General features: G+C 40.7%; 23 protein-coding genes and 3 pseudogenes. 15 read left to right on the forward strand and 11 right to left on the reverse strand.

The features are described from left to right. Window positions 1–337: 337 nt before the first annotated feature. The 3 genes and pseudogenes from FTT83_RS12700 to FTT83_RS12710 form a co-directional block, all read right to left on the reverse strand. A pseudogene (locus FTT83_RS12700) lies at window positions 338–415 on the reverse strand (IS1 family transposase); the annotation flags it as partial. 116 nt (window positions 416–531) lie between these two features. Next, window positions 532–2274, reverse strand: coding sequence for a gamma-glutamyltransferase (ggt, locus tag FTT83_RS12705; RefSeq protein ID WP_180176710.1), 1743 nt, complete (start codon window positions 2272–2274; stop codon window positions 532–534). A 348-nt stretch (window positions 2275–2622) separates the two neighbouring features. Then, window positions 2623–2985 carry a MerR family transcriptional regulator gene (locus FTT83_RS12710; protein ID WP_180043817.1) on the reverse strand — a complete coding sequence of 121 codons (363 nt, stop codon included), beginning with the start codon at window positions 2983–2985 and terminating at the stop codon, window positions 2623–2625. A 94-nt stretch (window positions 2986–3079) separates the two neighbouring features. Here FTT83_RS12710 and FTT83_RS16240 point away from each other — a divergent pair, with 94 nt between their 5' ends. Together FTT83_RS16240 and FTT83_RS16245 are read left to right on the forward strand one after the other, a co-directional pair. Next, the gene (locus FTT83_RS16240) at window positions 3080–3406 is read left to right on the forward strand and encodes an SDR family oxidoreductase (protein ID WP_306423186.1); all 327 of its coding nucleotides are present in this window, start codon (window positions 3080–3082) and stop codon (window positions 3404–3406) included. Continuing rightward, complete coding sequence (locus FTT83_RS16245) at window positions 3384–3740, forward strand: hypothetical protein (protein WP_306423187.1); 357 nt, start codon at window positions 3384–3386, stop codon at window positions 3738–3740. Before FTT83_RS16240 ends, FTT83_RS16245 begins: the two co-directional genes overlap by 23 nt. A gap of 229 nt (window positions 3741–3969) precedes the next feature. Here FTT83_RS16245 and FTT83_RS12720 read toward each other — a convergent pair whose 3' ends face one another. Further along, a complete protein-coding gene (locus FTT83_RS12720) occupies window positions 3970–5373 on the reverse strand; it encodes an LLM class flavin-dependent oxidoreductase (protein WP_180176709.1) in 1404 nt (467 codons plus the stop codon). A 641-nt stretch (window positions 5374–6014) separates the two neighbouring features. On the opposite strand from FTT83_RS12720, the gene FTT83_RS12725 reads away from it, so the two are divergent. Both FTT83_RS12725 and FTT83_RS12730 read left to right on the forward strand, forming a co-directional pair. Beyond that, window positions 6015–7265, forward strand: coding sequence for an SfnB family sulfur acquisition oxidoreductase (locus FTT83_RS12725; RefSeq protein ID WP_180081061.1), 1251 nt, complete (start codon window positions 6015–6017; stop codon window positions 7263–7265). Window positions 7266–7278: 13 nt separating this feature from the next. Next, on the forward strand, window positions 7279–8535 hold the full coding sequence (locus FTT83_RS12730; RefSeq protein ID WP_180081059.1) for an acyl-CoA dehydrogenase family protein: 1257 nt from the start codon (window positions 7279–7281) through the stop codon (window positions 8533–8535). A gap of 149 nt (window positions 8536–8684) precedes the next feature. On the opposite strand, the pseudogene FTT83_RS16130 reads toward FTT83_RS12730, so the two are convergent. From FTT83_RS16130 to FTT83_RS12750, 3 genes and pseudogenes are all read right to left on the reverse strand, one after another. Next, window positions 8685–9092, reverse strand: a pseudogene (locus FTT83_RS16130) (monooxygenase); the annotation flags it as partial. A 124-nt stretch (window positions 9093–9216) separates the two neighbouring features. After that, window positions 9217–10836 carry an oleate hydratase gene (locus FTT83_RS12745; protein WP_180043804.1) on the reverse strand — a complete coding sequence of 540 codons (1620 nt, stop codon included), beginning with the start codon at window positions 10834–10836 and terminating at the stop codon, window positions 9217–9219. Window positions 10837–11332: 496 nt separating this feature from the next. Then, window positions 11333–12334 (reverse strand): annotated as a pseudogene (locus tag FTT83_RS12750) (transcriptional regulator); the annotation flags it as partial. A 659-nt stretch (window positions 12335–12993) separates the two neighbouring features. Here FTT83_RS12750 and FTT83_RS12755 point away from each other — a divergent pair. From FTT83_RS12755 to FTT83_RS12780, 6 genes are all read left to right on the forward strand, one after another. After that, entirely contained in the window at window positions 12994–13980 is a 987-nt protein-coding gene (locus FTT83_RS12755) for a DUF1852 domain-containing protein (protein WP_180043802.1), read from the forward strand. Between the two features lie 27 nt (window positions 13981–14007). After that, entirely contained in the window at window positions 14008–15036 is a 1029-nt protein-coding gene (locus FTT83_RS12760) for a methionine synthase (protein ID WP_180043800.1), read from the forward strand. A 97-nt stretch (window positions 15037–15133) separates the two neighbouring features. Further along, complete coding sequence (locus FTT83_RS12765) at window positions 15134–15628, forward strand: flavin reductase family protein (RefSeq protein ID WP_180176708.1); 495 nt, start codon at window positions 15134–15136, stop codon at window positions 15626–15628. A 44-nt stretch (window positions 15629–15672) separates the two neighbouring features. Continuing rightward, complete coding sequence (locus tag FTT83_RS12770) at window positions 15673–16473, forward strand: sulfite exporter TauE/SafE family protein (RefSeq protein WP_180176707.1); 801 nt, start codon at window positions 15673–15675, stop codon at window positions 16471–16473. A 392-nt stretch (window positions 16474–16865) separates the two neighbouring features. Continuing rightward, complete coding sequence (locus FTT83_RS12775; protein WP_180176706.1) at window positions 16866–17054, forward strand: hypothetical protein; 189 nt, start codon at window positions 16866–16868, stop codon at window positions 17052–17054. 511 nt (window positions 17055–17565) lie between these two features. Then, window positions 17566–17784: a hypothetical protein gene (locus FTT83_RS12780; protein WP_180043796.1), complete on the forward strand. Its 219-nt coding sequence runs from the start codon at window positions 17566–17568 to the stop codon at window positions 17782–17784. A gap of 97 nt (window positions 17785–17881) precedes the next feature. On the opposite strand, the gene FTT83_RS12785 is transcribed toward FTT83_RS12780, so the two are convergent. The 3 genes from FTT83_RS12785 to FTT83_RS12795 all read right to left on the reverse strand — a co-directional run bounded on the left by FTT83_RS12785 (window position 17882) and on the right by FTT83_RS12795 (window position 19858). Beyond that, window positions 17882–18232 carry a hypothetical protein gene (locus tag FTT83_RS12785; RefSeq protein ID WP_180043815.1) on the reverse strand — a complete coding sequence of 117 codons (351 nt, stop codon included), beginning with the start codon at window positions 18230–18232 and terminating at the stop codon, window positions 17882–17884. 215 nt (window positions 18233–18447) lie between these two features. After that, window positions 18448–19074 (reverse strand): hypothetical protein, encoded by a 627-nt coding sequence (locus FTT83_RS12790; RefSeq protein WP_180043794.1) that lies wholly within the window; start codon window positions 19072–19074, stop codon window positions 18448–18450. 85 nt (window positions 19075–19159) lie between these two features. Then, on the reverse strand, window positions 19160–19858 hold the full coding sequence (locus FTT83_RS12795; RefSeq protein WP_180043792.1) for a putative quorum-sensing-regulated virulence factor: 699 nt from the start codon (window positions 19856–19858) through the stop codon (window positions 19160–19162). A 617-nt stretch (window positions 19859–20475) separates the two neighbouring features. Between FTT83_RS12795 and FTT83_RS12800 the strand changes: the two genes are divergently transcribed. Together FTT83_RS12800 and glyA are read left to right on the forward strand one after the other, a co-directional pair. Further along, window positions 20476–21726 carry an alpha/beta fold hydrolase gene (locus FTT83_RS12800; RefSeq protein ID WP_180043790.1) on the forward strand — a complete coding sequence of 417 codons (1251 nt, stop codon included), beginning with the start codon at window positions 20476–20478 and terminating at the stop codon, window positions 21724–21726. Between the two features lie 154 nt (window positions 21727–21880). Next, window positions 21881–23134, forward strand: coding sequence for a serine hydroxymethyltransferase (gene glyA / locus FTT83_RS12805; RefSeq protein WP_086195022.1), 1254 nt, complete (start codon window positions 21881–21883; stop codon window positions 23132–23134). Here glyA and FTT83_RS12810 read toward each other — a convergent pair. Beyond that, window positions 23109–23276: a hypothetical protein gene (locus tag FTT83_RS12810; protein ID WP_171263132.1), complete on the reverse strand. Its 168-nt coding sequence runs from the start codon at window positions 23274–23276 to the stop codon at window positions 23109–23111. The two genes, glyA and FTT83_RS12810, sit on opposite strands and share 26 nt — an antisense overlap. Window positions 23277–23300: 24 nt before the next feature. Between FTT83_RS12810 and rnk the strand changes: the two genes are divergently transcribed. The 3 genes from rnk to FTT83_RS12825 all read left to right on the forward strand — a co-directional run bounded on the left by rnk (window position 23301) and on the right by FTT83_RS12825 (window position 25933). Further along, window positions 23301–23705: a nucleoside diphosphate kinase regulator gene (gene rnk, locus FTT83_RS12815; protein ID WP_180043788.1), complete on the forward strand. Its 405-nt coding sequence runs from the start codon at window positions 23301–23303 to the stop codon at window positions 23703–23705. Between the two features lie 408 nt (window positions 23706–24113). After that, window positions 24114–25085, forward strand: coding sequence for a TauD/TfdA family dioxygenase (locus FTT83_RS12820; protein WP_180043786.1), 972 nt, complete (start codon window positions 24114–24116; stop codon window positions 25083–25085). Window positions 25086–25234: 149 nt separating this feature from the next. Then, window positions 25235–25933 (forward strand): Crp/Fnr family transcriptional regulator, encoded by a 699-nt coding sequence (locus FTT83_RS12825; protein ID WP_180043784.1) that lies wholly within the window; start codon window positions 25235–25237, stop codon window positions 25931–25933. The last annotated feature ends 123 nt before the right edge of the window (window positions 25934–26056 follow it).

The following is a 26056-nucleotide window of genomic DNA, read 5'->3' on the forward strand; positions in this document are numbered from 1 at the left end:
GCTAAAAAATGGACCATGCCAATTCAAAATTGGCGTTTAGCGATGAATTGGTTTACGATTCAGTTCGATGATCGATTAAAAGATCATTTATAAAAAATGGAACTTACACAAAATAATTTACAGGCTCATATAATTTTATGAAATTTAAAATTCCAGAATTCTTAAAGAAAAAATCTTTTACTATATTATGGGAACTCCAGTAGTTCTATATCTGCTTTTATCAGTAATTTCAAATTTAATCGGTTGCCTAGTACCTGAGAGTTACTGTTTTGCTGGATCAGATAAATTGGTTGATGTTCTCACTATTTCAGCATACGTGATACCAATTATTTTAATTATTGTTGCCTTCAATATCGGCGGTAAAAAACTTACCTATTACTTGCTTGTAACATGTAAATGCTGTGACAAAACTATCTCAATGATCACTAGAATCTAGCTCATCCACTTTTATACAGGCTTGCATCTTAGAAAGGCATCCGTCACTTTCTGTGAATATATTTTGGCTCAGTAAAAGCCTATGATGTGTAACCCTTAATATCCACGTGTTGCGCCATCCGGATTACGTGGATCAGAATAGCCATAGATGCCATCTGGCAGAATTTGGATGGTTTGGGTTCTGCCCATGGTAGATTTATGCACAATTTTATGACCTTTTTGCTTTAATAATTCGAGGGTATCTGCACTGATGCCTTTTTCTACACGGATTTCGTCCGGTAACCACTGGTGATGAATTCGTGGTACCGCTGCCACTTCAGCTGGGTTCATCTGAAAATCGATGCTATTGATCAGGGTTTGTAGCACGGTACTGATAATTCGGGAACCTCCCGGGCTGCCAGTGACCAGCCAAGCTTTCTGATTTTTTAATACAATTGTGGGTGTCATTGAAGACAGTGGACGTTTATAGGGAGCAATGGCATTGGCATCTCCGCCAATTAAACCAAAAGCATTCTCTACACCGTGTTTGGCTGAAAAATCATCCATTTCATTGTTGAGTAAAATGCCGGTACCTGCTGCGACAATGCCACTGCCAAAGTTGAAATTCAGGGTATAGGTCACCGAAACCGCATTGCCGTGTTGATCGGTTACTGAATAATGTGTGGTTTGGTCACTTTCATAGGGGATTGGGTTGTTGGGCTGAATGGAGGCCGAAGGACGGGCTGTGGTAGCTGAAATCTGCTGAGCCAGCATTTTCGCATATGGCTTTGAACTAAGACCTGCCACAGGCACATGCACAAAATCAGGGTCTCCCAGATATTTAGACCGGTCGGCATAGGCCAGTTTCATGCTTTCGGCCAGATAATGCAGGGTCTGGGCACTATTTGCTCCCCACTGTTGCAAGGGGAATTGTTCCAAAATATTCAGCATTTGTACTAGATGTACACCGCCGGAACTTGGCGGTGGCATGGTGACAATCTGATAGCCTTTATAATTGCCCATGATGGGCTGACGTTCGATCACTTTATAAGCATGCAGATCACTTTTTTGCATGATGCCCTGATGCTGCTGAATTTCTGCAATAATTTTGTCGCCGATTTCACCACGGTAAAACACGAGGCTACCCTGTTGGCTAATTAATCGCAAGGAATGTGCCAAATCCTGCTGAACCAATCGTTCACCATAGCGTAAGGGGCGATTCTCTTGAAAGAAAATAGCACGTGAACTGGGCCATTTGCCTAATTTATCTTCAGCTGCATTCAGCATTTTGGCCAAAGAATGGCTGACTGGAATGCCATTTTCTGCCAGCTGAATTGCAGGGGCAATCACCTCTGAAAGGGGTAAGCTTCCCCATTTTTTTAGGGCATATTCCAGACCTGCGACTGTGCCAGGAACCCCGATGGCATCATGTGAATACAGTGATTTGCCAGCAATAATATTGCCATTTTCATCCAGATACATATCCCGTGACGCACGACGTGGAGCCATCTCACGAAAATCCAGCGCAATATTTTTACCAGACTGGGTATCATGTACAATCAGAAAACCGCCACCGCCCAGATTACCGGCATGCGGTAAAACCACTGCCAAGGTAAATCCAACGGCAACGGCGGCATCAACCGCATTGCCACCGCGTTTCAGAATGTCCAGACCGACCTGACTGGCGATTTCATGTTCGGAGGCCACCATGCCATTTTGTGCCCGAACCGGATGGAAAATGTCATTGTCATAATCATAACTGCTGAGCGTTGCCTGATTGAGTGCCGTATTTGCATAAAGTTCAGTGGAAAGACAACAAAGTGTGGCCAAGCTGAGTTTCAGGGCAAAACGGATCAACATAATATTTCTCAAGCATACGAACAGTCGAAGCCACACAGCATTCAGCACACTATCCGCGCGCCGTTTTGGGGCGCCTTAGTATATGCTGAAATTCATATCCGGTTGAGGCTTGAAAGAAAAAGCAGGTCAGGACAATGCCGTAAAAGACCATGAAATCATCAGATCGCTCAGTGATGATTTTCTCACAAGCGAATTTTTCAATCAGCATTCAGCAGTTCAGCCTGTTTTTTCAGCATAGTTTTTGAAGCACTACCGAATTTTTAATTTCATTTTTTCTGATTGTAAAATACGACCAGTAATACCGCGACTATGATCAGTATCACAACTATTACATATCTTTCCATAGGTTCACCTGTAAGTAATCGGTGGTCTTAAGTCCGAGAGTCTAATCTCAAAACTATTTTTATAGTAATCCGGAGCTGATTCTAAATCAGACCGTAATTTAGCTTTAGTGTATTCAGCTGGTGATAGCCTTAATAGCGATGGAATGTAATTGGATTTGTATGCTATAGGGTATCTTTGTTTAATTTCCGTCAGGGTAAAGCCTAATTTTTTAGTGCTTTGAATCAGTTTGAGTTGCTGTAAGTTTTGTTCAGTATAATCTTTATAACTATTGCTCCTAATAAGTGGTTTAATTAATTCCAGTTTTTCATAAAATCGGATGGTATCCCGACTGAGATTGGTGTGTTGTGCTAATTCTCCGACTAGCATCATAATCTCCACATCTTCTGTATAAAAACACTTGACTCTAGAGTGTAGTCCATACTTTATCTTAAGCATGAATCAATCAACAGAGTGCCATTCTATGCAAGGCTTAAACCAAACAGCATGGGTGATTTGGGCAACAGGATTTATCGGTAAATTTTTAACGGCACAATTACTCAAAGAAAATTATCAAGTGTTTGCCATGTGCCGTAATCTCCGTCAACAAGAAGCTCAATTACGGGACTGGTTAAATTCATCCGGTGCTGACTGTAAAAAATTAATCTGTATTCAAGGTAATGTTACACAAACTGATTTAGGGATTTCTGAGCATGACTGGCAGCAATTAAAAACCGTCGATTATCTGTTTAATACTGCTGCTTTATTTACCTTTGGTGTCTGTCAACATGTTGGTAAATTCAATGATTAAAGCATACAAGGATGACCAAACGACAGGTCAGGAAATCTTGATTGCTAGCCAAGAGCAAATTTGTTTTCAAAAACTCGTTGAAATTATTTCAGCGCAATTACACGTCAATAGTCCTCGACATTTTATTTCTATCCGGTTGCTAAAATGTCTACTGCAATGGAAGTGGTTGGCAAAAAAAATAGATTTATCAACAGAAATGTTAAATTTTTTAAGAACCGAAACACTGGATTTAAATACATTTAAACAGCTAGATCGGACTTGGAATACTCCAGCAACCGATCTGAAAAAAACCATTGAAAATAACGCAATATGGGTAAGCCAACACCAGGTTTAAGTAGAGTATCATCCACTATCTCACTGCAATGTGTAGACCTATATCCATGTTGCGGTCGGGTTATTGAATCGAAGTTTTATAATGTGTTCATTCTGGGCATTTTGGAACATCCATCCTGTTGATATTCAATATTAAAGCAATAGACAATCAACCTGAGACGCCAGATGGATTTTCTATTTTCATGCCCGGAGTATAGAACGTGAACTTTGCCTGTATGCGAATAAAGACATTAAGCTCTTTTTAAAGCTCCTGTCGGTTGAAGGTGTTTAGCTGGATAACGGAAGCTGGCACCACGGTGCTTCTCTGGAAGCAACGGCCCGTGGCCAAACAGTTTTTCACGTAATGTCCCTTCCGTATATTCAGTTTGATATACGCCACGGTGCTGAAGTTCCGGGACTACAAACTCAACCACATCTTCAAAGGTTTGATGTGCCAGGATGTAGGCCAGATTGAAACCGTCAATATCGGTATCTTGTACCCATTCTTGCAAACGGTCTGCCACTGTTGAGGCTGAACCGACAATTACCGGACCATTGCCACCGACACTGATAAATTTAGCAATCTCTTCAATCGTCCAAACTTTATCTGGGTCGGCTTTGACATAGGAATCCAGCATGGACTGAATGGCATTGGTATGGATATATTCCACTTGATCTTCTGCCTGGAATTGTGAAAAGTCTACACCTGACCAGCCTGAAGCCAGTGTTAGTCCACCATGATAGCTGCCATATTGCTGGTATTCTTTAAATTTTAATTGTGCTTTTTCATCGGTTTCATCGACCACAATTGAAAGCATGGTATAGATCAGAATTGAATGAGGATCACGGCCTTCATCGGCCAGTTTACTGCGGATTCCCTCAACCAGTTTTTTTACTGCGGCTTTGGTCGGTGCAGAAATGAATACACATTCTGCATTTTGGCTGGCAAACTTCTGACCGCGACTAGAGGCACCAGCTTGATAAAGCACGGGGGTGCGCTGTGGAGACGGTTCACAGATATGAATGCCGGGCACAGTAAAATATTCACCCTGATGTTCAATGGGATGCACTTTAGTGTGATCAGCAAAAATGCCTTTTTCCTTGTCACGCAGCACCGCATCCTGTTCCCAAGAACCTTCCCAAAGTTTATACAGGACTTCCAGGTATTCATCGGCTATATCATAGCGGTTGTCATGGCTAACCTGTGTTTTCAGCCCGAGGTTTTTGGAACCACTTTCTAAATAGGACGTTACGATGTTCCAGCCGGCGCGGCCTTTGGTTAAATGATCCAGTGTGCTCATGCGGCGCGCAAAGGGGTAAGGGTGCTCAAATGAGATGGAAGTTGTCACCCCAAAGCCTAGGTGTTTGGTTACAGCAGCCATCGCAGGAACGATTTGTAGAGGGTCATTCACTGGAACTTGAACCGCACCTGTCAGCGCATGTTCAGCTGACTGGTGATAGACATCATAAATACCCAGGACATCGGCAATAAAGATACCGTCAAATTTACCGCGTTCCAAAATTTGTGCTAAGTTTGTCCAGTATTCCAAGTCTTTGTATTCAGTCGAACGATCGAGCGGATGCCGCCATAATCCCGGGGATTGGTGGGCAATACAGTTCATTTCGAAGGCATTAAATCTAATTTTCTTGGTCATACTTATCTACAGTAATATTAAAATTTTTAATAATTTTAATAAAAAAATATTGAGACTTTTAATAAGAAAAATATCAATATTTATCACAATACCTGTTTATGAAAATAAAGTATTTAGTAATGAGACCTCTTTCATAAAGCAAAAACATACAGCTTTTGGGTAATTATCTGTACCGAAAATCTTGTAGGATTTATACATCATCTATGGATGATATATATGGATATAAAAATTTTTCTGACCCTCAGTTCAAGCTATACACGGTTATCTCCTGGTCAGCTTTTTATTTAATACTTGATCAATTACAGAAGCCTATCCCGTCTGAAGGCAGATCACCTAAGTGAAGCTTAGACAATCAGATTCTTCTCTATCTTTGCTGAACGTTATCGAAATAAAGGGAAAATACTCAGTTTTAGATTTAATTTAATCACTGGAATCTACAGCATGGAAATGAGTAAAAAATGATTCATTAAAGCAGTCTATTCTTTCTTTTTATCCTTTATATAAAAATATGAAATTCTAAGAATAAATACTACATAACATTTTAATTAAAATGATTTTCTTCGCTTATTAAATTATAAATAGTCTTTAAAAATAATGTTAGCTTTTATCCATTATATATAGGGTAACTAGAGCATTTTATAATGACATCCAAAATTGAAATAAATCTGAAACATGCAGACAATATTCCAAAAGATTTTTATCAACATGACCAATTGGCACATGTTATACAGTCAGATGAAGAAGCAATTGAAGTGGCGCAGCAGCTGGCGGCTGTTTTTGCCAAAGAGGCTTCCAAACGTGATCATGAACGCCTTTTGCCTTTGCAGGAAGTGCAGCAGTACTCAGCTTCAGGCTTATGGGGAATTACGATTCCAAAGCAGTTTGGTGGTGCAGGGGTTAGCTATAAAACTCTTGCAGAAGTGGTAAAAATTATTTCCAGTGCAGATTCCTCATTGGGTCAAATAGCACAGAACCATTGGGCCTTTTTGGAACATATCCGTCTGGATGCCAGTTCAGAACAGCAGGCATTCTTCTTTGACCAGGTGCTAAAAGGACAGCGTTTTGGCAATGCCTTTTCAGAAAAAGGCTCAAAAACAGTGGCAGATCTGAGCACCAAAATCGAGTTCAAGGATGACCATGCGGTGATTAACGGCCAGAAATTCTTTGCTACTGGTGCACTGCTGGCACACTGGATTCCTGTGGTTGCGGTCAGTGATGAAGGCAAGCCATTTGCAGCACTGGTGCCACAGCATACACCGGGTTTAACCATTGTGAATGACTGGAGTGGTTTTGGCCAGCGTACCACTGTGAGTGGTTCAGTACTTCTAGACAATGTACAAGTCGATCTGAAATATGTTGTGCCGATCTATCAGGCATTTGAACGTCCTACGGCAGCAGGAGCAATTTCACAATTTATCCAGTCTGCTATTGATGCGGGTATTGCGCGCGGTGCAATTAACGAAACCATTGCTTATGTACGCCAGCATGCACGTCCGTGGATTGACTCTGGTCTGGAACAGGCCGTGCAAGACCCGTACACCATTGCCAATATCGGTGAATTAAAAATCAAGCTGCGTGCGGCCGAAGCAGTTCTGGCTTTAGCCGGTGAAGCGATTGACCGTGCTTTGGAAAACCCGACGGAAGATACGGTATCTAAAGCGACGTTAATTACGGCCGAATCGAAGGTACTGACCACTGAAATTGCCCTGTTGGCTGCCAATAAGCTGTTTGAACTGTCTGGCACACGCTCAACACTTTCTGAATTGAACCTAGACCGTCACTGGCGCAATGCACGCACACATACTTTACATGACCCTGTACGCTGGAAATTTAATATCGTCGGGAATTATTACCTGAATGATGTTCCACCACCGCGTCATGCATGGAGCTAAAAGGAAAAATATTATGACTCTTCAAGCCAATCAAAACTTATCTCTGGGTGCAGATTACCAACAGGTTGCGGCTAAATTCCGCCCGATTTTTCAACGAATTGCAGATGGTGCGCTGGAGCGTGAAAAGACCCGCACACTCCCGTATGAACCAATTCAGTGGCTGAAGCAAGCCGGTTTTGGTGCGATTCGCGTACCCACTGCTTTTGGCGGTGACGGTGTATCGCAGAAACAGCTGTTTCAACTGCTGATTGAACTGGCAAAAGCCGACTCCAATGTGGCTCAAGCATTACGCGGCCATTTTGCCTTTGTCGAAGATCGCTTAACTGCCAATAAAACTCAATCTCAAAACCTCTGGTTTCAGCGCTTTGTACGGGGTGAAATCGTTGGAAATGCCTGGACGGAAATCGGCAAAGTTGAAATTGGCGATGTGGTGACCCGTGTCACTGAAAATCCACAGGGCCAGCTGGTGGTGAATGGTCAGAAATACTATTCCACTGGAACCATCTTTGCCGATTGGATCGACTTATTTGCCTGGGATGAAACCACGAATCAGCATGTGATTGCTGCGGTGTCGACTCAAGTGCCAGGCATTCAAGTGGTGGATGACTGGAACGGTTTTGGCCAAAAAACCACAGGCAGTGGTACCTTGACCATTCAGCAGGTTGACATCAACCGTGATCATATTTTGCCATTTGAAGAACGCTTTAAATACCAAACTGCCTTCTATCAAGTGGTGCATTTAGCAACCTTGGTCGGTATTGCACAAAGTGCTGTAGAAGCATTTACTCAAGAAGTCCGCAAGCGCACCCGTATTTTCAGTCATGGCAATGCGGATTTGGTCCGCGACGATGCACAAATCCTGCAAGTGATTGGTAAAGCGTCTGCACAGGCTTATGCGGCTGAAGCGATTGCTTTGCGTACTGCTGAAGCACTGGATGGTGCCTATATCAGTCATTTTCAGAATAATGCGGCGGCTGATCAGCAGACAAATGACCGTGCTGAACTGGAGTCTTCACAAGGGCAGGTGGTCATTTCAGAGCTGGTACTGAATTTGACTACAGAGCTGTTCAATGCACTGGGTGCCTCTGCCAGCACTACCGAAAAGCAGCTGGACCGCTTCTGGCGCAATGCCCGTGTTGTGTCTTCTCATAATCCACTGATCTATAAACAGAAAGTCATTGGTGACTGGGTAGTGAATCAGGCACCTTTGCCTTATGTTTGGCAGATCGGCAACAGTCCGGTAGCTAAAAAGCAGGAAATTGCAGCATAAATATGATTTAAAAGATTTAAATAAAACCGCATTGATATGCGGTTTTATTTTATTGAGAGGCTCGAAAAATATAATCTCAGCTTTATTTTAATTCATGTATTTCAGATATTTTTAAATCTTATTTTCTATCTTAGTTTCCAGAATTAAACCTGACCAAAGCCGTTCCAGTCGTCAATGATGGTTACACCTGCAGCATCATGCGGAATCAGTATGCAGGCTGGGTTGCCATTCAGATCGGTCATCCTGACATCCACCCAGTCAGCATACAGGCTGCTGGTGGTATAGTATTTTTGCCATTCAGCACCACAGTCCCGTTTTTTCATTGTGCAAGATGCGTGCTAAATTGTTCAATGGACTCTTTACCGCCTTCCGACCAGGCACTGCCAACTGTTCCACCTTTGTCGATATATTGCAGCCATAACGCTTTAAAAGCCTCATTCTGGCTCAGCAGCAGATCTTCAGTAAAGCCAAAATGCACACGCAATGCCTGAGGTAAATTGGCATCTGCCTGTGCGAGTAATCAGCAGGGTAAACAGTTCTGGAAGGGTGGTATCAAAATCATGATAAGCCTGCATACAGCCGCTGATAGCGGAATGTTGATGATTTATCTGGAGCAAAAAAGAGCACCCGAAAGTGCTCTCATGCTGCATGCTTCCGCACACATTTAGAATGAATGGAACATTAATGAAAAACGGTTTCCAACGCCTTTAAGCCGACTTTAGGGTCGAGCAGGCCATTATAAATGTCTGGGATTTCACGTTCTACGCCAAAAAACTCGTAAATGGCAATCATGGCACCACGTACTGAATATTCCACGGTAAACACTACATCCTCTTCAATTTCCACAAACTGGCCTAAGAATGCAAAGTTTTGCGAGCCTTGAGGGATGACTAAAGGGCGATCGCCAGGTTTACGGCAGGCGAACAAGGCAGATGCATAGGGCATCATGGCCGTGGTAATGTCGGTGCTTTGCAGCACATGGTCTAAAATGTCATCAAAACCGAGCTGCTTGACCAGTTCCGTTAAAATCTCTTTGCCTGTCGCTTGTGACATGGGCTTTTTGATGTAATCGCCTGTATGGTCAATTTGGAAACCGTAGCCCCAAAGGGTGTACACGCCTTCAGGCAAATCGGCAAAATGCGGCTGTGCCGGAACAACAATAGATAAATGCCAGCCAGACTCAAACCAAGTCATCAGTGCACCTGTACCCGGCTCATTACCGGTATAGTCAATGATGCGTTTTAACAGTACCTCATCTTTCATGGTCAGGGTAAAAGACTCCCATTTATGTTCATCGACATTGCCATAAAAGGTCATGGGACGGCCAAAATCCGGTGCCTTTTTAGCCAATGTATCCCACAATGTCCAGCCATGATCCAAACGGTCACGAATTAATGCAGGTACATCATCCTTGCCGCCATAGCGAGAATCTGCAGTAATCGAACCTAGGGTGAAAATAGCCAAGTCATGCGCTTTCAGCTCAATCTGCTCCGTGCCTTCAGGCAGTTTGACATACAGGCGTGTAGCACGGCGCTCTTGTGTGTCTGTATCGGTCATGAAGTCTGCATCTGTTACATAATTACCAAAGCGCACATCGACACCTTGCTCCACCAGCCAGCGTTGTAGCGGCAGAATCATCGAATCATACTGATTGTATTTGGTGCGCTTTACCCCTGCGAGTGTATGAATGCGCGGCAGCTCTTGAATGAAGCGCAAAAAATAGCGGCGTAGTTCGGCGGCGCTATGCCATTTTTGAAAGGCGAATGTCGTGCGCCACATGCGCCAGAAGTTGGTTTCAAAAAATGTCTCATCAAAAAATTCATCAATACGGCGACTACCGATTTTCTCTTCTTTAGATGCCAATAAGCGCAGCATTTGCGCACGGTGCAGGGTATTGAGGCCTAGTTTTGCGGCATCGGCAATGACATGCTGCGCATCAATTAAACGCGCTTGGGCATGTGTTTTCACCTGTTCATTAAACTCACGGCATTCTTCACGTACGGAAATTTCAGGGTTTTCCAAAGAGGGAATACTGGAAAATAAATCCCAAAGGCATAAATAGGTTTCATCGGTCAGCATGCGTCCACCCCGTGTGACCCAAGCCTGTGCAGCATTGGGAGTAGGGCCGCCGTCCATTGATCCACCTGAAATATCCAGTTCTTCCAAAATATGAATATTTTTTGCAGGTACTTTGGCATCACGGATTGCAAAGGCCGCTGCTGCCATACCAGCAATACCGCCCCCGATAATCCAAAGATGGGATTGCTGTGCATCTAACCCATAGCGTTTGTTATTTTGCATTATTAGCCCCTCGTTTAATTAATATGATGTGCAAACGGTTTTAACACCATAAATTTAGTATGCTTTTTTATATATGAAAAATGTATTGAATATAAAGTTATTTATCCACAATTTTTGTAATTAAAGATTTACTTATTATGGTTTTTATGAATGCTTAACGGACATTAAATGATTTTAATTTATAATTAAACTATTGAATTAAAATACTTATTTGGTTATTGCTCTATATTATTTTTCAAAATAAAGATTTTGAGATAATTCACAAGTGTATTTAAATTTATAATAAAAATCTATCATTAATGTGAAAGGCTTGGTCTATACGGTTTTCAAAGCTGGCTCTGCTGTTGTCGCACTGAATTATTAGATCAAATCAGGAAGATATCATCTTTGAATGGTATCTCGACATCAGTGAGTCATAAAATTATTCAGCTTCAGGGGATATGCAATAAAGTCACTGATGCCGGTTTTACTTTTCATTAATAATTCAGTACACAGACTAAAGAAACTTTAAAAACAGGTTTCGATGTGGGCTGTCTTGCGGCAACAGTTCCAGCAGGCGCTGTACGGCATCTATCCGTTCAGGGGCACGACCAATAATCCGCAGCAGCTGATCAATATCCTGCATTTGATAAATTAACTGGCTCAGTCGCGCATCAAAACTATTGCGCCAGATAGTTAAAAATGGACTTTCGGATTTGCTTAAAAAACTTCCTTTATACAAATTGAAAGTACTGGCAAGAAGACCCGCATTCAACGATTGTTCTGCCCGTAAAAAGTCGTATTGAATTTCACAGCTCAATTTGTAAATACGCGGTTCAATACAGTTGGGCAGCAGGTTACGCAGTTGGGAAAGTTCAGCTTTAAGGGTCTTGATACTGACATCACGTTCGCCATACAAGGCATAATGCAGTTCGTCTAGACTGATGCCGTATGGATGCAGGACCAAAATACACAGAATCTCAATCTGCCGGTGAGTCAGGCTTAAAACATGCTGATTAAACTGAATCCACGGCGTGCCCAGCGCTTGAATATACAGGACATTTTTTTGTTCAAACTGGATGGCACGCTGTACCAAATCTGCACAGCGCTCTACCGCAAGCAAGCCAAGCGGCGTATGTTTTTTATATTTGGTTGAAAGGTTAATAATGCCATGAAACTGGCCAGAGTACGGATCTAAAATGGGGGCTGCATAGCATACCCAGTCACGGACGCTATCCATTTGATTTTCATGCGAGTAAACACAGTTGGAAGTATGGCTGTTTAATGTCAGCCCGATGGCATTGGTTCCAACGGCCTGAGTGGACCAATGTCCGCCTTCAACAAAATGAACCTGTTCAGCCGAAGAGAGCATGGCCGAACTGCTCCATGTCCATAACAAGGTACCCTGATGGTCAGTCAAGCCTATTGCCATGCCGGAATCATCCGCAATTTTCAGCAAATCGGCATAATTATGCTGAATGGAACGGCGGAACAAGGAGGGCTGGGATTCTTGGGGTAAAGTCTATATAGGTCACAGTCTTGGATATACGATTTAACACATGTTCAGCTAAAGCCCATTCATAAGTTTTATGAACTTACTCACTGAACCAAAATTTTCGACGATGAAAACGGCTTAATCAGCCTAATATTCGATAGTTAACTGTTTAAGCTTTGAAATTAATGGTGTTGCATCTTGTTCATGACTTTTTGCGAGAGTCAGTCTTGGATATCCAAGTTTGTTTAATATAGCGATAGGGTGAGTATTTAACCCTGATATCAAGCTATTTAGATAGAATTAGGAAAAGTGAATATCTTGATATTTTCTAATTTTAAGATGAGATAAATTCACATAACGCTTGGAAGACATATTTTTATATCATATTTGGTTTTGGAGATTTTCTGCATCTCATTCAGCATTTTTACTCAAAAATTTAATAATAAAAATAAATAAGTATTTATTATTTATAGATTTATTAGGTTTAAAATATTCAATTTTTAAACGATGAATTAGAGCAGGTTCATCCTCATCAAACTAAAGACGGGCAAAGAATATATAAACATGAATTTTACTCATCTTTTGATTAGACTAAATCATTTTTATTCATCTAATGATTCGCGTATAAATTATCCCATTCATAAATTTTGATTTTATCTCAAAGATTAGGGTAGCGGATCACCATGAGTAAAGAGTTTGCATGTTCAATTAAACGCATTCGTTTTGACGAAAACTATCAGCCAGCAGATAGCACACGTCTGACTACGAATTTTGCCAATTTAGCACGCGGTGAAAGCCGTCAAGAGAATCTGCGCAGAACTTTAGTGATGATCAACAACCGTTTTAATAGCTTGGCAGCTATTGATAATCCGACAGGAGATCGCTATTCACTTGAAATCGATATCATCTCTGCAGAACTAGACGTTGAAGGCAACGGCAAGACTTTTCCATTCATTGAAATGCTGAAAAGTACGATTACCGACCATAAAACCCATGAACGTATTGAAGGCATGATTGGTAACAGTTTTTCATCTTATGTACGTGATTATGACTTTAGCGTTGTATTACCGGCATTGGGCTGTAAAACAGATGAGAAGCCGGAGAACTTTGGTGATTTGCATGGCAAGCTTTATCAACACTTAGTCAATTCAGAGGTCTTTAAAGCAGAGTTTAAAAAACAGCCTGTGATTTGCCTCAGTGTTTCAACCACTAAAACCTATTATCGTACCGCCAATGTGCATCCTGTATTAGGGGTGGAATATAAAAATGATGAATATTCACGCACAGATGACTATTTCAAAAAAATGGGCTTGCGAGTGCGTTATTTCATGCCTGCTCATGCAGTTGCACCTTTGGCGTTTTACTTTAGCGGTGATTTACTGCGTGACTACACCGATTTTGAGCTCATCAGTGCGATTAGCACCATGGAAACTTTCCAAAAGATTTACCGTCCTGAAATTTACAATGCCAACTCGAACGCAGGTTTAGTCTATCAGCCAAGTTTGAACTATCAGGATTATTCATTGACGCAAATTGTCTATGACCGTGTTGAGCGCGGCCAACTGGCAGTCAAACAAGGTCAATGGACTGAAGAAAATTTTATCAAGCCTTACAAAGACATTCTTGAGCAATGGGCTGCAAGCTATGCTGTTGAAAGCCAAGCTGCTTAATTTATTCAATATAGATGATTACTGATTATGAAAATTTTATTACCGACTTCAACAGCGGGCAGCTTACCGAAACCCTCTTGGCTGGCAGAACCTGAAAAACTTTGGTCACCCTGGAAGCTGGAAGGTGAACAACTGCTTGAAGCGAAGCGAGATGCTTTAAGTTTGTCGTTGCATGAACAACTGCAAGCAGGCATTGATATTGTCAGCGATGGTGAACAAACCCGCCAGCACTTTGTGACCACGTTTATTGAACATCTTGAAGGTGTCGATTTTGAGAAACGTGAAACGGTTCGAATCCGTAATCGTTATGATGCAAGCGTGCCTTCAGTGGTGGGAGCAGTATCACGTAAAAAACCGGTGTTCGTGGAAGATGCAAAGTTTTTACGCAGTCAAACCCATCAGCCGATTAAATGGGCGTTACCTGGTCCAATGACCATGATTGATACGCTGTATGATGAGCACTATAAAAGCCGTGAAAAACTGGCATGGGAATTTGCCAAAATTCTTAATCAAGAAGCTTTGGAATTAGAAGCTGCAGGTGTCAATATCATCCAGTTTGATGAACCTGCTTTTAATGTGTTCTTTGATGAAGTGAATGATTGGGGCATTGCAACTTTGGAGCGTGCACTTGAAGGGTTGCAATGTGAAACTGCGGTACACATTTGCTACGGTTACGGCATTAAAGCCAATACCGATTGGAAAAAGACTTTAGGTTCAGAATGGCGTCAATACGAAGAAATTTTCCCGAAATTACAACAGTCTAAAATTGATATCGTATCACTTGAATGCCAAAACTCACGTGTGCCGATGGATCTGATTGAACTGATTCGCGGTAAAAAAGTGATGGTCGGTGCGATTGATGTGGCAACCAATACCATTGAAACCCCAGAACAAGTAGCAGAGATCTTACGTAAAGCATTGCAATTTGTTGATGCAGACAAGCTGTATCCTTCAACCAACTGCGGTATGACACCTTTATCTCGTCAAGTCGCTCGCGGCAAACTTGAAGCATTAAGCGCAGGTGCTGCGATTGTTCGTCAAGAGCTTGGTGCTTAACACGAAGTGTGGCTAAATCAGAGCAGGGCGAATGATCCCTAAATCATTTGCCATACTTGAGTCTAGGTACGTCATAAATACATTTGAGATAGAAGAGATGATTGAAGCAACTGACTTTAGAAATGCAATGTCCTTGTTAACCACTGCTGTGAATGTAATCACAACACAAGGTACGGCAGGGATGCATGGTTTTACTGCATCAGCCGTATGCAGTGTGACCGATACACCGCCCTCATTGCTGGTCTGTATGAATCAATCTTCTCGCTCACATGCACATTTTATTGAAAATAAAGTGCTATCAGTCAATGTGCTCAGCACACAGCATGAACACATCTCTAATGCATTTGCCTCAAGCAAATTCAATTCTGAAGATCGTTTCAAACTTGGTGATTGGACCACACTCGAAACAGGATCACCTGTGTTAGAAGATGCTTTGGTGAGTTTTGATTGTCAGATTGAAGATATTCAAAACGTCGGTACACACAGCATTTTCTTATGTCGTGTCTTAGCGATTAAAAAAAGTCAGCAAGAGGAAAGCCTCGTCTATTTTAACCGCGCTTATCATCAAGTCGGTCAATTAGAAACGGCTTAACCGTCCATTGCTTCAATACTCCATTCTTTAAAAGTCAGCATATCGTGGAACTTATTATTTTTTTAGCCATTGGGGCGCTTGCCGGATTTGCGGCAGGGCTCTTTGGTGTGGGTGGTGGAACAATTATTGTCCCGCTCTTATTTATTGTCTTTACCCAAATGGGTTACAGTGCTGACGTCATTATGCATTTGGCCTTAGGCACTTCTTTGGCAACCATTGTGGTTACCTCGATCAGCTCATTGATGGCTCACCATAAGAATGGCGCAGTCATATGGCCTATATTTAAAAATCTCGCACCAGGAATGGTGATAGGAGGCTTTGTCGGGGCCGGAATTGCAGGATTACTTTCTGGAATTCATCTTCAGCTGATTGTTGGCGTATTTTTGCTTTGGGTGGCTTACACCATGTTTAGCGGTGCCAGACAAGTGGTAGATACCCATAAAGTACTGCCTTCATCGCCTAAACAATTAGGTGCAGGCGCTGGGATTGGTGTAGCTTCTGCAATTTTTGGTATCGGCGGTGGAAGCTTAACTGTACCTTACTTAAATCATTATGGCGTAGTCATGCAAAAAGCCGTTGGAACTTCAGCTGCATGTGGTTTACCCATTGCGATTGCTGGTGCTTTGGGATTTATGATTTTTGGTATGAATGCCCATGCCGCTGTGCCCAATAGTATTGGCTTTGTACATATTTATGCCTTTTTAGGCATTAGCCTGATGAGTTTCTTTACAGCAAAATTTGGTGCAAAAGCAGCACATGCATTATCACCACAAATGCTGAAAAAATGTTTTGCCATATTGCTGTTTATTGTTGGATGTTTTTTCCTTTTTAAAGGACTGCGTTGAAACATATTCAATCTTCAGTATGATGAAAAAGCCCATGGAATATGGGCTTCTGTATTTTTGCAATAGCTAGAATAATTGTCTAAGAAGCAGTTGTCTTACTATGACTGAGATAACTTGGTGTTGAGTCATAAGTATCATTGAACAGCCAGAATGAAATTTGACTTGCTGAAACAAGGACGAAATGTGCTGAAAAAAAATAATTTCACAAAATAGTAGGCAGGATTGCTATGTACTTTATACAGAATCCTTTAACCCATTTTTGTATGAATCTGATAAGCAAATCCGTGCCATTTGACCAATCAAATCTAAGAAATATGGGGAAAATTTAGATGAAATTTTAAAAGTGAAAAGCCGGAAATTTTATATTTATTGATTCTACAGACTTTACTATTGTGCTTGGACATCCGGGATATTCTGAAGGACAAGACGTCATTGTGATTCCCAGAATTCGTATTGCAGATAAAACAGCAGGCATTTTTTCAACAGATGAAAAAGCTTGTCAGGCAATATTGGGTACAGAATTCGTTGCAGTGAGTGTATTTACTGTCATTGAGCTAAAAATAGCAGAGATAAACTATTAGATACGAACTAATATGAAAACAGCATCTATTATCCACGCATTTATAAAATATACAATAATAGTTTCTTTGAATTGTTGTGTATAAATGTTGAGCAGGGTTGCCTATTTCATTTTCGAGTTTTATATTAAAAATACAGTAGGTCGAGAGACGCTACAAAGTGGTTGGACGGATCAATGACAGCTTGTTGAGCTTGCAACCTTCGGGTTGAAGCAAAAAATCAGCACTAGCCTTCCAACATAAAAGCCCGCAGTAATGCGGGCTTTCTTATTTTTAGGGCTAAAAAAAATTTCCAATGAACCAATATTCTAGAATTTATTTTAGATAATTGAAGAAATTGATCGAGGTGATTTATTATAAAAATTAAACGTTTTCTAAATAACATGTTTAAGAGAAATATCATCTATTTGTTTATAAAAAATTACATTGCCAAAAAATCTAACATCTCTAAATTATGAATAAATAAAATTTATGCTATAAAAAGTTTATTTAAATAAAGAGAGCAGGGAATAATATGAGCCAATTAATAGAGATAAAGGTTAAAGACCAATTTAGCAATATTCATGCAGTACAGGCATTATTACAGACAATTCCGGAAAATTCAGCTTTGCATAAACTCTCATTATTTCAAAAGATCGAACATATCGTGGTCAAAGGTGAAATTATTCGTCCAAGTATTGAACTGCTTTTTGAAAGCCGTATTTCCAAGAGTATTTATCGTATTATTGAATAATGAAAATATGATAAAAACTCACCATTAAAGGTGAGTTTTTATAAAAAAATAAAAATATGATTAAAAATAATCAATACATGGAGTTACGGAGCAATATTTAAATCAAACTAAGTTCAACGTCATATTTATTAAACTCTTCTATCAGGTTTTCAATAACTTTGATTCCAATCGCATCACTACAACTGAATAATTCATCCTTACCTTGAGCACTGTTATAACAGATGATTTGCTGGATTAACCAGCGATTTTCAATTTCTGTTTGATTAATAATGATTCGAACAGGTTGCAGGTTTTCACTGACCTGGCGTGGCAACACACTGGTAATCGCAAGTTGGATATGGGTCAGATCTTCTCTAGGACTCAAAAATGTTATTACCCAATTACCTATTTTTTTTAAGTATACGGGATGGTCTGCCGGATGAAATTCTAAATAATGTAAGGATGTCATCATGAATTCCCCTGAAATAGTTAATATATGCGGTTTTTAGCAATACTTTACTATTCAGCTAAGGTCGTATTTAGAATCACGCCATAGGTTCTTATTTAATCTAGTTATTGTGTAATAAATCAAATCTTATTGTTTTATAAGTATAAAAATAAATATGTTTTAGATAGCTAAGACCTTAAATAAATAATGAAACATAAAAAAGCTCTTAAGCTTGATCAGCTTGGAAGCTTCTGTAGAGAAAAATTGATCTGATTGAGGTAGCGGTTTAATTCCTGTGGAGTGATGCGGCTTTCCTGTAGGGTGGTAATCCATTGCATCTGGCACTGTTTTAAACTGCGTAAATCGTCAGCAGACAGAATACGGCTAATCAGCTGTTTTGCCATTAAACCGCAATGACGTTGCAGCAGTTCAGCCATGAATTGCTTGACCTGTTCAAAATCAAGGATTTCTAGCGTTGTTTGCACTTCATTTTGACAGGATGCCTGCTCAGCTTTTTCCTCCGCGATTGAAGATGGGGAAATGCTGGGAACAAAAATTTCTTCGGCAGAGTGATCCTTAAGTTGAGTGCTTTGCAGCGCAGGGCTGGTTTTAATTTCTGTATCTAGGTTGTCGGATGTCAGGGGTGTTTCAATGGACGGGTTAGCCGCACGGCTGATCAGTCCCATTTCCAGCAACTGTTCGAGTAATTCGGGTGGCGCGATACGATGCCTGAATTGTTCAGAAAGCAGATCAAAATCATCGGTGCCAATCAATAGTAACAGTCTGCGCTGACGAGCATTCAGATTCATTGAACGCTGTTTTAAACTTTCAATGCCTAAATCAGTTTTATGAAATTGAGTCATGCTTTAATTTACGTTGCAATAAATTAAGGCTGATTGTAGGGGGCAATCATGACAGGAATATTAAATAATATTACAAATCATTATATTACAGTGTAACAATACTGGTTTTCTCTAGAGCCTTGCGCAAATAAGGGTCCAGATCTTCCTGACGAAGCAGCCATTGCATATAGTCTGCAGGTAAATCTGCTATTGCTGTGCCTCGGTGCTTGCCAAAATTAATGGTTCGAGGAATACGCGCGTCTTCCGATGCCAGATAAAGCTCTTCAATATTTTGAATGTTTAAATGATGGATTTCATGCATTAAAATATTGGCGGTTAAGATAATATCCATATCGGCACGATGTGCTTTTTTAATCATTTCACGGGCTTTTTCACTGCCTTTGCTGATCATATAAATAAGGGCAGAAATATTGTGCGCTTCAGCATCCGGCCAGACTAAACGTGCCAGGGCAAGGGTACAAATGGCTTTTATATTGCTGGTATCTACACCGCATTTCTCGATGGCACGAATATCATAATCAATATTGTGACCAATAATGTAAGTGGTTTTCTGTGGAAGGCTGAAAGTCGTGTAGTGAGGCTGACCCACCAGCTCGGATTCCAGAATATGATGCACTGCCATGGCTGCATACGAAATCGGTTCATCGACACTATAAAGCTGGTCGAAAATTTTGCTCTTGTCTAAGGAAAGTTTGCTGTCATGAATTTGGATCGGCGCATAAGCAATCTCAATCGGCTGTCCATTTAAAGTATGGGTTTCGGTATCGAGAATAATTGCTTGCATGGCAGATCCATAACTGTTGCGATTGTTTGAGTCAATTTACCATTTTCAAAGATACCGATACAAACTGAAAATAGGCTCTTTTCCCTGTTCATGCTGATTTTTGTACTGGACTGCTGGTTAAATACACTGCTTCGAAAGCATCACTCGAAATACAGGCTTGAGATGGATATCAGGATAGCCAGTCATGTTGATCAATGTTTATTTGAGAAATCGTAAGCATACCTTTGGGTTTCTGTTTAATGAATTCACTAATCTGTACGCTATCGCTTAGATGACGGCTTTTATAGGTCAGTTTTGTTGATTAGTTATCGGTGCCGCATAAGAAGAGACCACTTTGCTCACGATTTTTTTAATACTTCTATAGCCTAACTCCACGCAAGCCTGGAATCAGACAAATAAAAGCAGACATATTTTGTTAAATTAATAGTGTTTGATATTTGTAAAAGTAAAAAAATAAAATTTATAAAAATCATTGATTTGTATTAATAAGAATTCAGTCTCTTTTTAAATTTTTTATTTGATGTTAAATCGCATTGTTCAAATATTAAATAAAGGTAATAGTTTGTATTCATGATTACTTAAATCATCAAAATAAAAAGATATAAGGAAATGCAAAAATGAAAAAAACATTATTAACGGTGTTTATCAGTAGTTCGGTCATCCTTTTAACAGCGTGTGGAAGTGGAAATGGTGATTCGGTCTTCAACAGTCCAAATAATGGAATTCCGGTCAATGATATTCAGAACCCGGTCGTTTCTACCCCCACAGTTTATAACAAAACAAATATGACTAGCGTGGCGGGTGAAAGCGTAGTGATGACTTATAAAATGTTGGGGGTTAATGCTAAACAAGTTCAGGCAACTGCATTGGTCTTTACACCGAAAACGGCTGTGCCTGCAAAAGGTTGGCCAATTGTGGTTTGGGCGCATGGTACAACGGGTGTGGCAGATCAATGTGCACCGAGTCGAAATGCATTGAATATCTATATTCAAGCAATGATTGCTCAACTTTTAACTGCAGGTTATGTGGTGGTTGCTCCTGATTATGAAGGTTTGGGAGAACCAAATGGTAATGAGCTCCATCCTTTCTTGAATGTAAAAAGCGAGGCCTATTCTATTACGGATGCGGTTGTCGCTGCGCGCCATTATTTGGGGACAACAGCATCCAACCAATGGATGGCAGTAGGACATTCACAAGGTGGACAAGCTGCCTTAGGTGCGGCCCAATATGCTTCACGCGCCTCTAACTTGGTCTATAAAGGAACAGTGGCCCTCGCTCCAGCTTCTAACCTTGCGCTTATTTTGACAGCAGGGGAAAGTGCCGCGGGAAAAGAAACCGACCTGAATAAAAAAATTAAAACGTTGTCATCTTTGGATGCATTTACTGCATTAATTACAGCAGGACTGCGTAATCCTCATCCTGATTTGCAATATAGTCAGGTTTTTAAGTCTCCTACGGATAATATTGCGAAAAATGCAGAAGTTGATTGCTATGATCTGTTAGAGCAGGAATTTGTTAAAGGGATGGATGATTACGTGGCAACAGAGGGTTCAGTCAATATAAATAATTACCCGCGTACTCAAATGAATTTTATGGGTATTCCTGTAGTTAAAACCTTTTTGGAAAAAGATTCGCAGCCCCTTCAGGTTAAAGTCTCCACGCCAGTGATTATTTATCAGGGATCATTGGACCCTACCGTTCCGAAACAAGTGACTGACGTACTTTATTCTTCAGCGATACAACAAAACACCAATATCCGTTATTTGACCGATGAATCAGCTGCAACGAAATGGGATCATGGAACGGTCTATGCTTTAAATATTCCTAATATTATTGCAGATGTAAAATCTCTAATGCCAATTCAGTAATTTGTTTTGACTATAAATGCTCATGTTTTTTAATCATGAGCATTTTTTTATTTAAAACTGAGTAAAGTTCATTCTCAACATTTATAAACTTCATGCTACAATACGCGCCAATCTTAGCACGGCTTAAAAGCCCTAATTTAATAGGACCTCGCTAATGTTTGCCAATATCTCTATTGCCGAATTTGATCCAGAAATCGCTCAGGCAATCGCTAATGAAGATGCTCGCCAAGAAGCGCACATCGAGTTGATTGCTTCTGAAAACTATTGCTCACCAGCAGTAATGGAAGCGCAAGGATCAAAACTCACTAACAAATATGCAGAAGGCTACCCAGGCAAACGCTATTATGGCGGTTGTGAATATGTAGACGTTATTGAACAATTGGCAATTGACCGTGCTAAAGAACTTTTTGGTGCTGATTATGCTAACGTTCAACCGCATGCTGGTTCTCAAGCAAACTCGGCTGTTTACTTAGCTCTTCTTAACCCGGGCGACACAGTTTTGGGTATGAGTCTTGCTCACGGTGGTCACTTGACTCACGGTGCAAAAGTAAGCTTCTCTGGTAAAACTTATAACGCAGTTCAATACGGTTTAAACCCGGAAACTGGCGAAATCGATTACGAAGAAGTTGAACGTTTAGCTGTAGAACACAAACCACGTATGATCGTGGCTGGTTTCTCTGCTTATAGCCAAGTTGTAGACTGGCAGCGTTTCCGTGACATCGCGGACAAAGTTGGCGCTTACCTTTTCGTAGACATGGCTCACGTAGCTGGTCTGGTTGCTGCTGGTGTTTACCCAAGCCCAGTGCAAATTGCTGACGTAACGACTACGACTACGCATAAAACACTTCGTGGTCCGCGTTCAGGTTTAATCCTTGCTAAAGCAAACGAAGAAATCGAGAAAAAATTACAGTCAGCTGTATTCCCGGGTAACCAGGGTGGTCCACTTGTTCACGCTGTTGCAGCGAAAGCAATCTGCTTTAAAGAAGCAATGGCTCCTGAATACAAAACTTACCAACAACAAGTGGTTAAGAACGCTCAAGCAATGGCTGAAGTATTAATCGCTCGTGGTTATGACGTAGTTTCTGGCGGTACTAAAAACCACTTGTTCTTGTTGTCTTTAATCAAGCAAGACATCACTGGTAAAGACGCTGACGCTTGGTTAGGTGCTGCTCACATCACTGTGAACAAAAACTCTGTACCTAACGACCCGCGTTCTCCATTCGTGACTTCTGGTATCCGTATCGGTACCCCAGCTGTTACAACTCGTGGTTTCGGTGAAACTGAAGTACGTGAACTTGCTGGCTGGATCGCAGACATCCTGGACAGCAAAGGCGACGAAGCTGTAATTAACGCTGTAAAAGCGAAAGTTGAAACTGTATGCGCTAAATTCCCTGTTTACGCAAAATAAGTTCTGACTTGAGAAAAGCCCCCTCAAGGGGGCTTTTTTTATATATATTAAAAGTCATATTTTTCAAAGCTGGTATTTCTGCTATAACAGAATAAATCCCCCTATAAAAGCTATAAATATTTTGCTGTTGCTGTAATGACATTGTTCGTCCAAAGGAATCAGATAAATGGCTAAACCCACTATTATTATTTCACAACAAGATCTGGAACGTTTAGAAACGATGCTTGAGCATCAGTCTAAACTGACGCCAACCATGCAGCATCTGGAAGATGAGCTTGCACGTGCTCAAGTAGTTGCCCCGCAGGATATGCCGGCAAATGTGGTGACAATGAATGCACGGGTATCAATTACCATTGCCCCTGCGAATGAACCAACTACGATAACCCTGGTTTACCCACATGATTTTCTGGGTGAGAAAGGACAGGTGAATGTACTTGCACCAATCGGTGCAGCAATTTTAGGATTGGCTGAGGGTCAGGAAATTGAATGGCCGCAGCCAGATGGTCATTTAATGAAAGTGAAAATTGAAAAAGTGTTGTATCAGCCAGAACGTGAAGGCAATTATCTATAATTTTTTAAAATAAATAGCCCCCGATTTAGGGGCTATTTTGATGTACAGATAAAAATAATTAAGGCTTAATGATTTTATCGAGACAACACATCATCAATGCTGAAACGACAAAGCTCTGGTGCATGTTATTCTCCAGATTATTTTCTTAATGTTTTGACTTGATCATCAATAAATCGCTTTAAAAATTTGACATTTTTATGTTTTTTAATAGCTTGTATTTTTTAATTGTCTGAATAATTTCAGGGTTGAGAAATCTAATCTCAAAATTCTAAATCAGGAAAGTTCAAAACTTCAGCAGGTATTATGCTGATCACTGTCAACGCTTTGACAGTGTTTATGGCCTATTCAGGGCAGACTGTATTTCAACAACATAACGTTGCAATAAAAATTGAAATATAAGGAATCGCCATGAGCCAAAATCAAACCAAACCCTATGATCCGAACTATCAATATCAACATATTCAGGTAAAACCGATTACCGGGTGTATTGGTGCTGAAATTGAAGGGGTTAAATTGTCTTCAACTCTAGATCAAGACACGGTCCATGAAATTAACCATGCTCTAATCAAGTACAAAGCTATTTTCTTTAAAAACCAACAGCATTTAACTGATGATGAACAGGAAGGCTTTGCCGCTTTATTGGGCAAGCCCTTGAATCATCCAACCGTTCCGGTCAAAAGTGGAACAGCACATGTGCTTGAGCTGGATTCACGTGGTGGGCGGGCAGATACCTGGCATACCGACATCAGCTTTATTGAAGATTATCCAAAGGCTTCCATTTTACGCAGTATAGTTGCGCCTACAGCAGGGGGTGATACGGTTTGGGCAAATACCACAGCAGCTTATAACGATCTGCCAGAAGAACTGAAAGTTTTGGCAGACAGTTTACGGGCAGTACATAGCAACGACTATGACTATGCTTCTAAAGTAACCACAAGCCCGCGTATTGATGCAGAAAAATATCGTGCGCTATTCAATTCAACCGAATATGAAACAGAGCATCCATTGGTGCGCGTGCATCCTGAAAGTGGGGAAAAGACCCTGTTATTGGGTCACTTCTTTAAACGCTTTGTAGGTTATAACAGCCAGGATTCACGCCGCCTGTTTGATTTATTCCAGGATTACGCCGTGAATTTAGAAAACATTGTGCGTTGGCGCTGGAGTGTAGGTGATGTTGCCATCTGGGATAACCGTGCCACACAGCACCGTGCGATTAATGATTATGGGGATGAGCTGCGTGTTGTGCGTCATGTTACCATTAAAGGGGGTATTCCAGTTGGTGTAGATGGTCGCCCAAGTGTGAACCTGAAGAAAGTGGTGAAACAGGACATTTCCAATTTTACCTTTGAAAATGGTCAAATTTTAGAAAAAGCATCTTAATGGTTAGATGTATTGATTTAGGCTGTATGGACTCGTAGTGATCTGAATTCGAGATATACATAGCGCTAAAAGTTGGTTGGTTTAAGCATATAAAAAACCTAGTATTTATATATTAGGTTTTTTATTTTGAATGAGATCATAAATTTCATATGCTCAGTCGCGCAGAAAAATTACAGCAGATTTTTGGGCAGGATGCAGTGTTTTCTGCATTCAATGCACAATCCCATCAAACCTTATTGCAGCATGTGAAATATCTGCGTTTTTTACCACAGCAACAGATCTTGCATTATCAGCAAAAAATGAACGATATCTATGTACTGTTGTCCGGACGGATGCAGATTGGCTGGCTGCTCAGTGATGGCGAGTTTAAAGTCAGTGATTATGTGAAAATGTATTCGGTATTTAATCTGGTGCCATTTTTACAGAAAAAACCGCTGAATTTTGATTTTTATGCCGTAGAAGTAGTTGAAGTGGCTGTAATTTCAGGTCAGGTTTTTCTGGAACAATTACAACAGCAGCCGCAAGCCATGTGGCAGATCATTCAATTACTGAGTGAACGGATGTATGGTTTGATGGAGAAAAACCGTTATCTGCAAACTGCGAGTATGACGCAAAAAATTGCACGTCATTTAATAACCTTGGGTCAACAGGCAAGACCAGTAGGTCAGGAAAAATCAACCATTCAATTTAAAATGAGCCAGCAGGAATTTGCCGAATTACTGCATGTGTCCCGGCAAACCTTAAACAAGCAACTACAATATTTTATCCAGCAACGCATTGTAGAGTGGAATTATAGCCAGATCAGGATTATCGATATGCAGCGCCTAAAACAGCTTAGCCAGTTCTAAGAGCCTATCCAGTATTAATTTCATTCTTTTTTAGCACTTAAAAAAAGAATTTGTTAAAATTATTCAATGAGAAAACCATATCCCAGCGACATTAGTCGAGAAGCCTTTAAAGAAATTGAACCG

This window comes from Acinetobacter sp. YH01018 (assembly GCF_013420295.1).
GTDB lineage: Bacteria > Pseudomonadota > Gammaproteobacteria > Pseudomonadales > Moraxellaceae > Acinetobacter.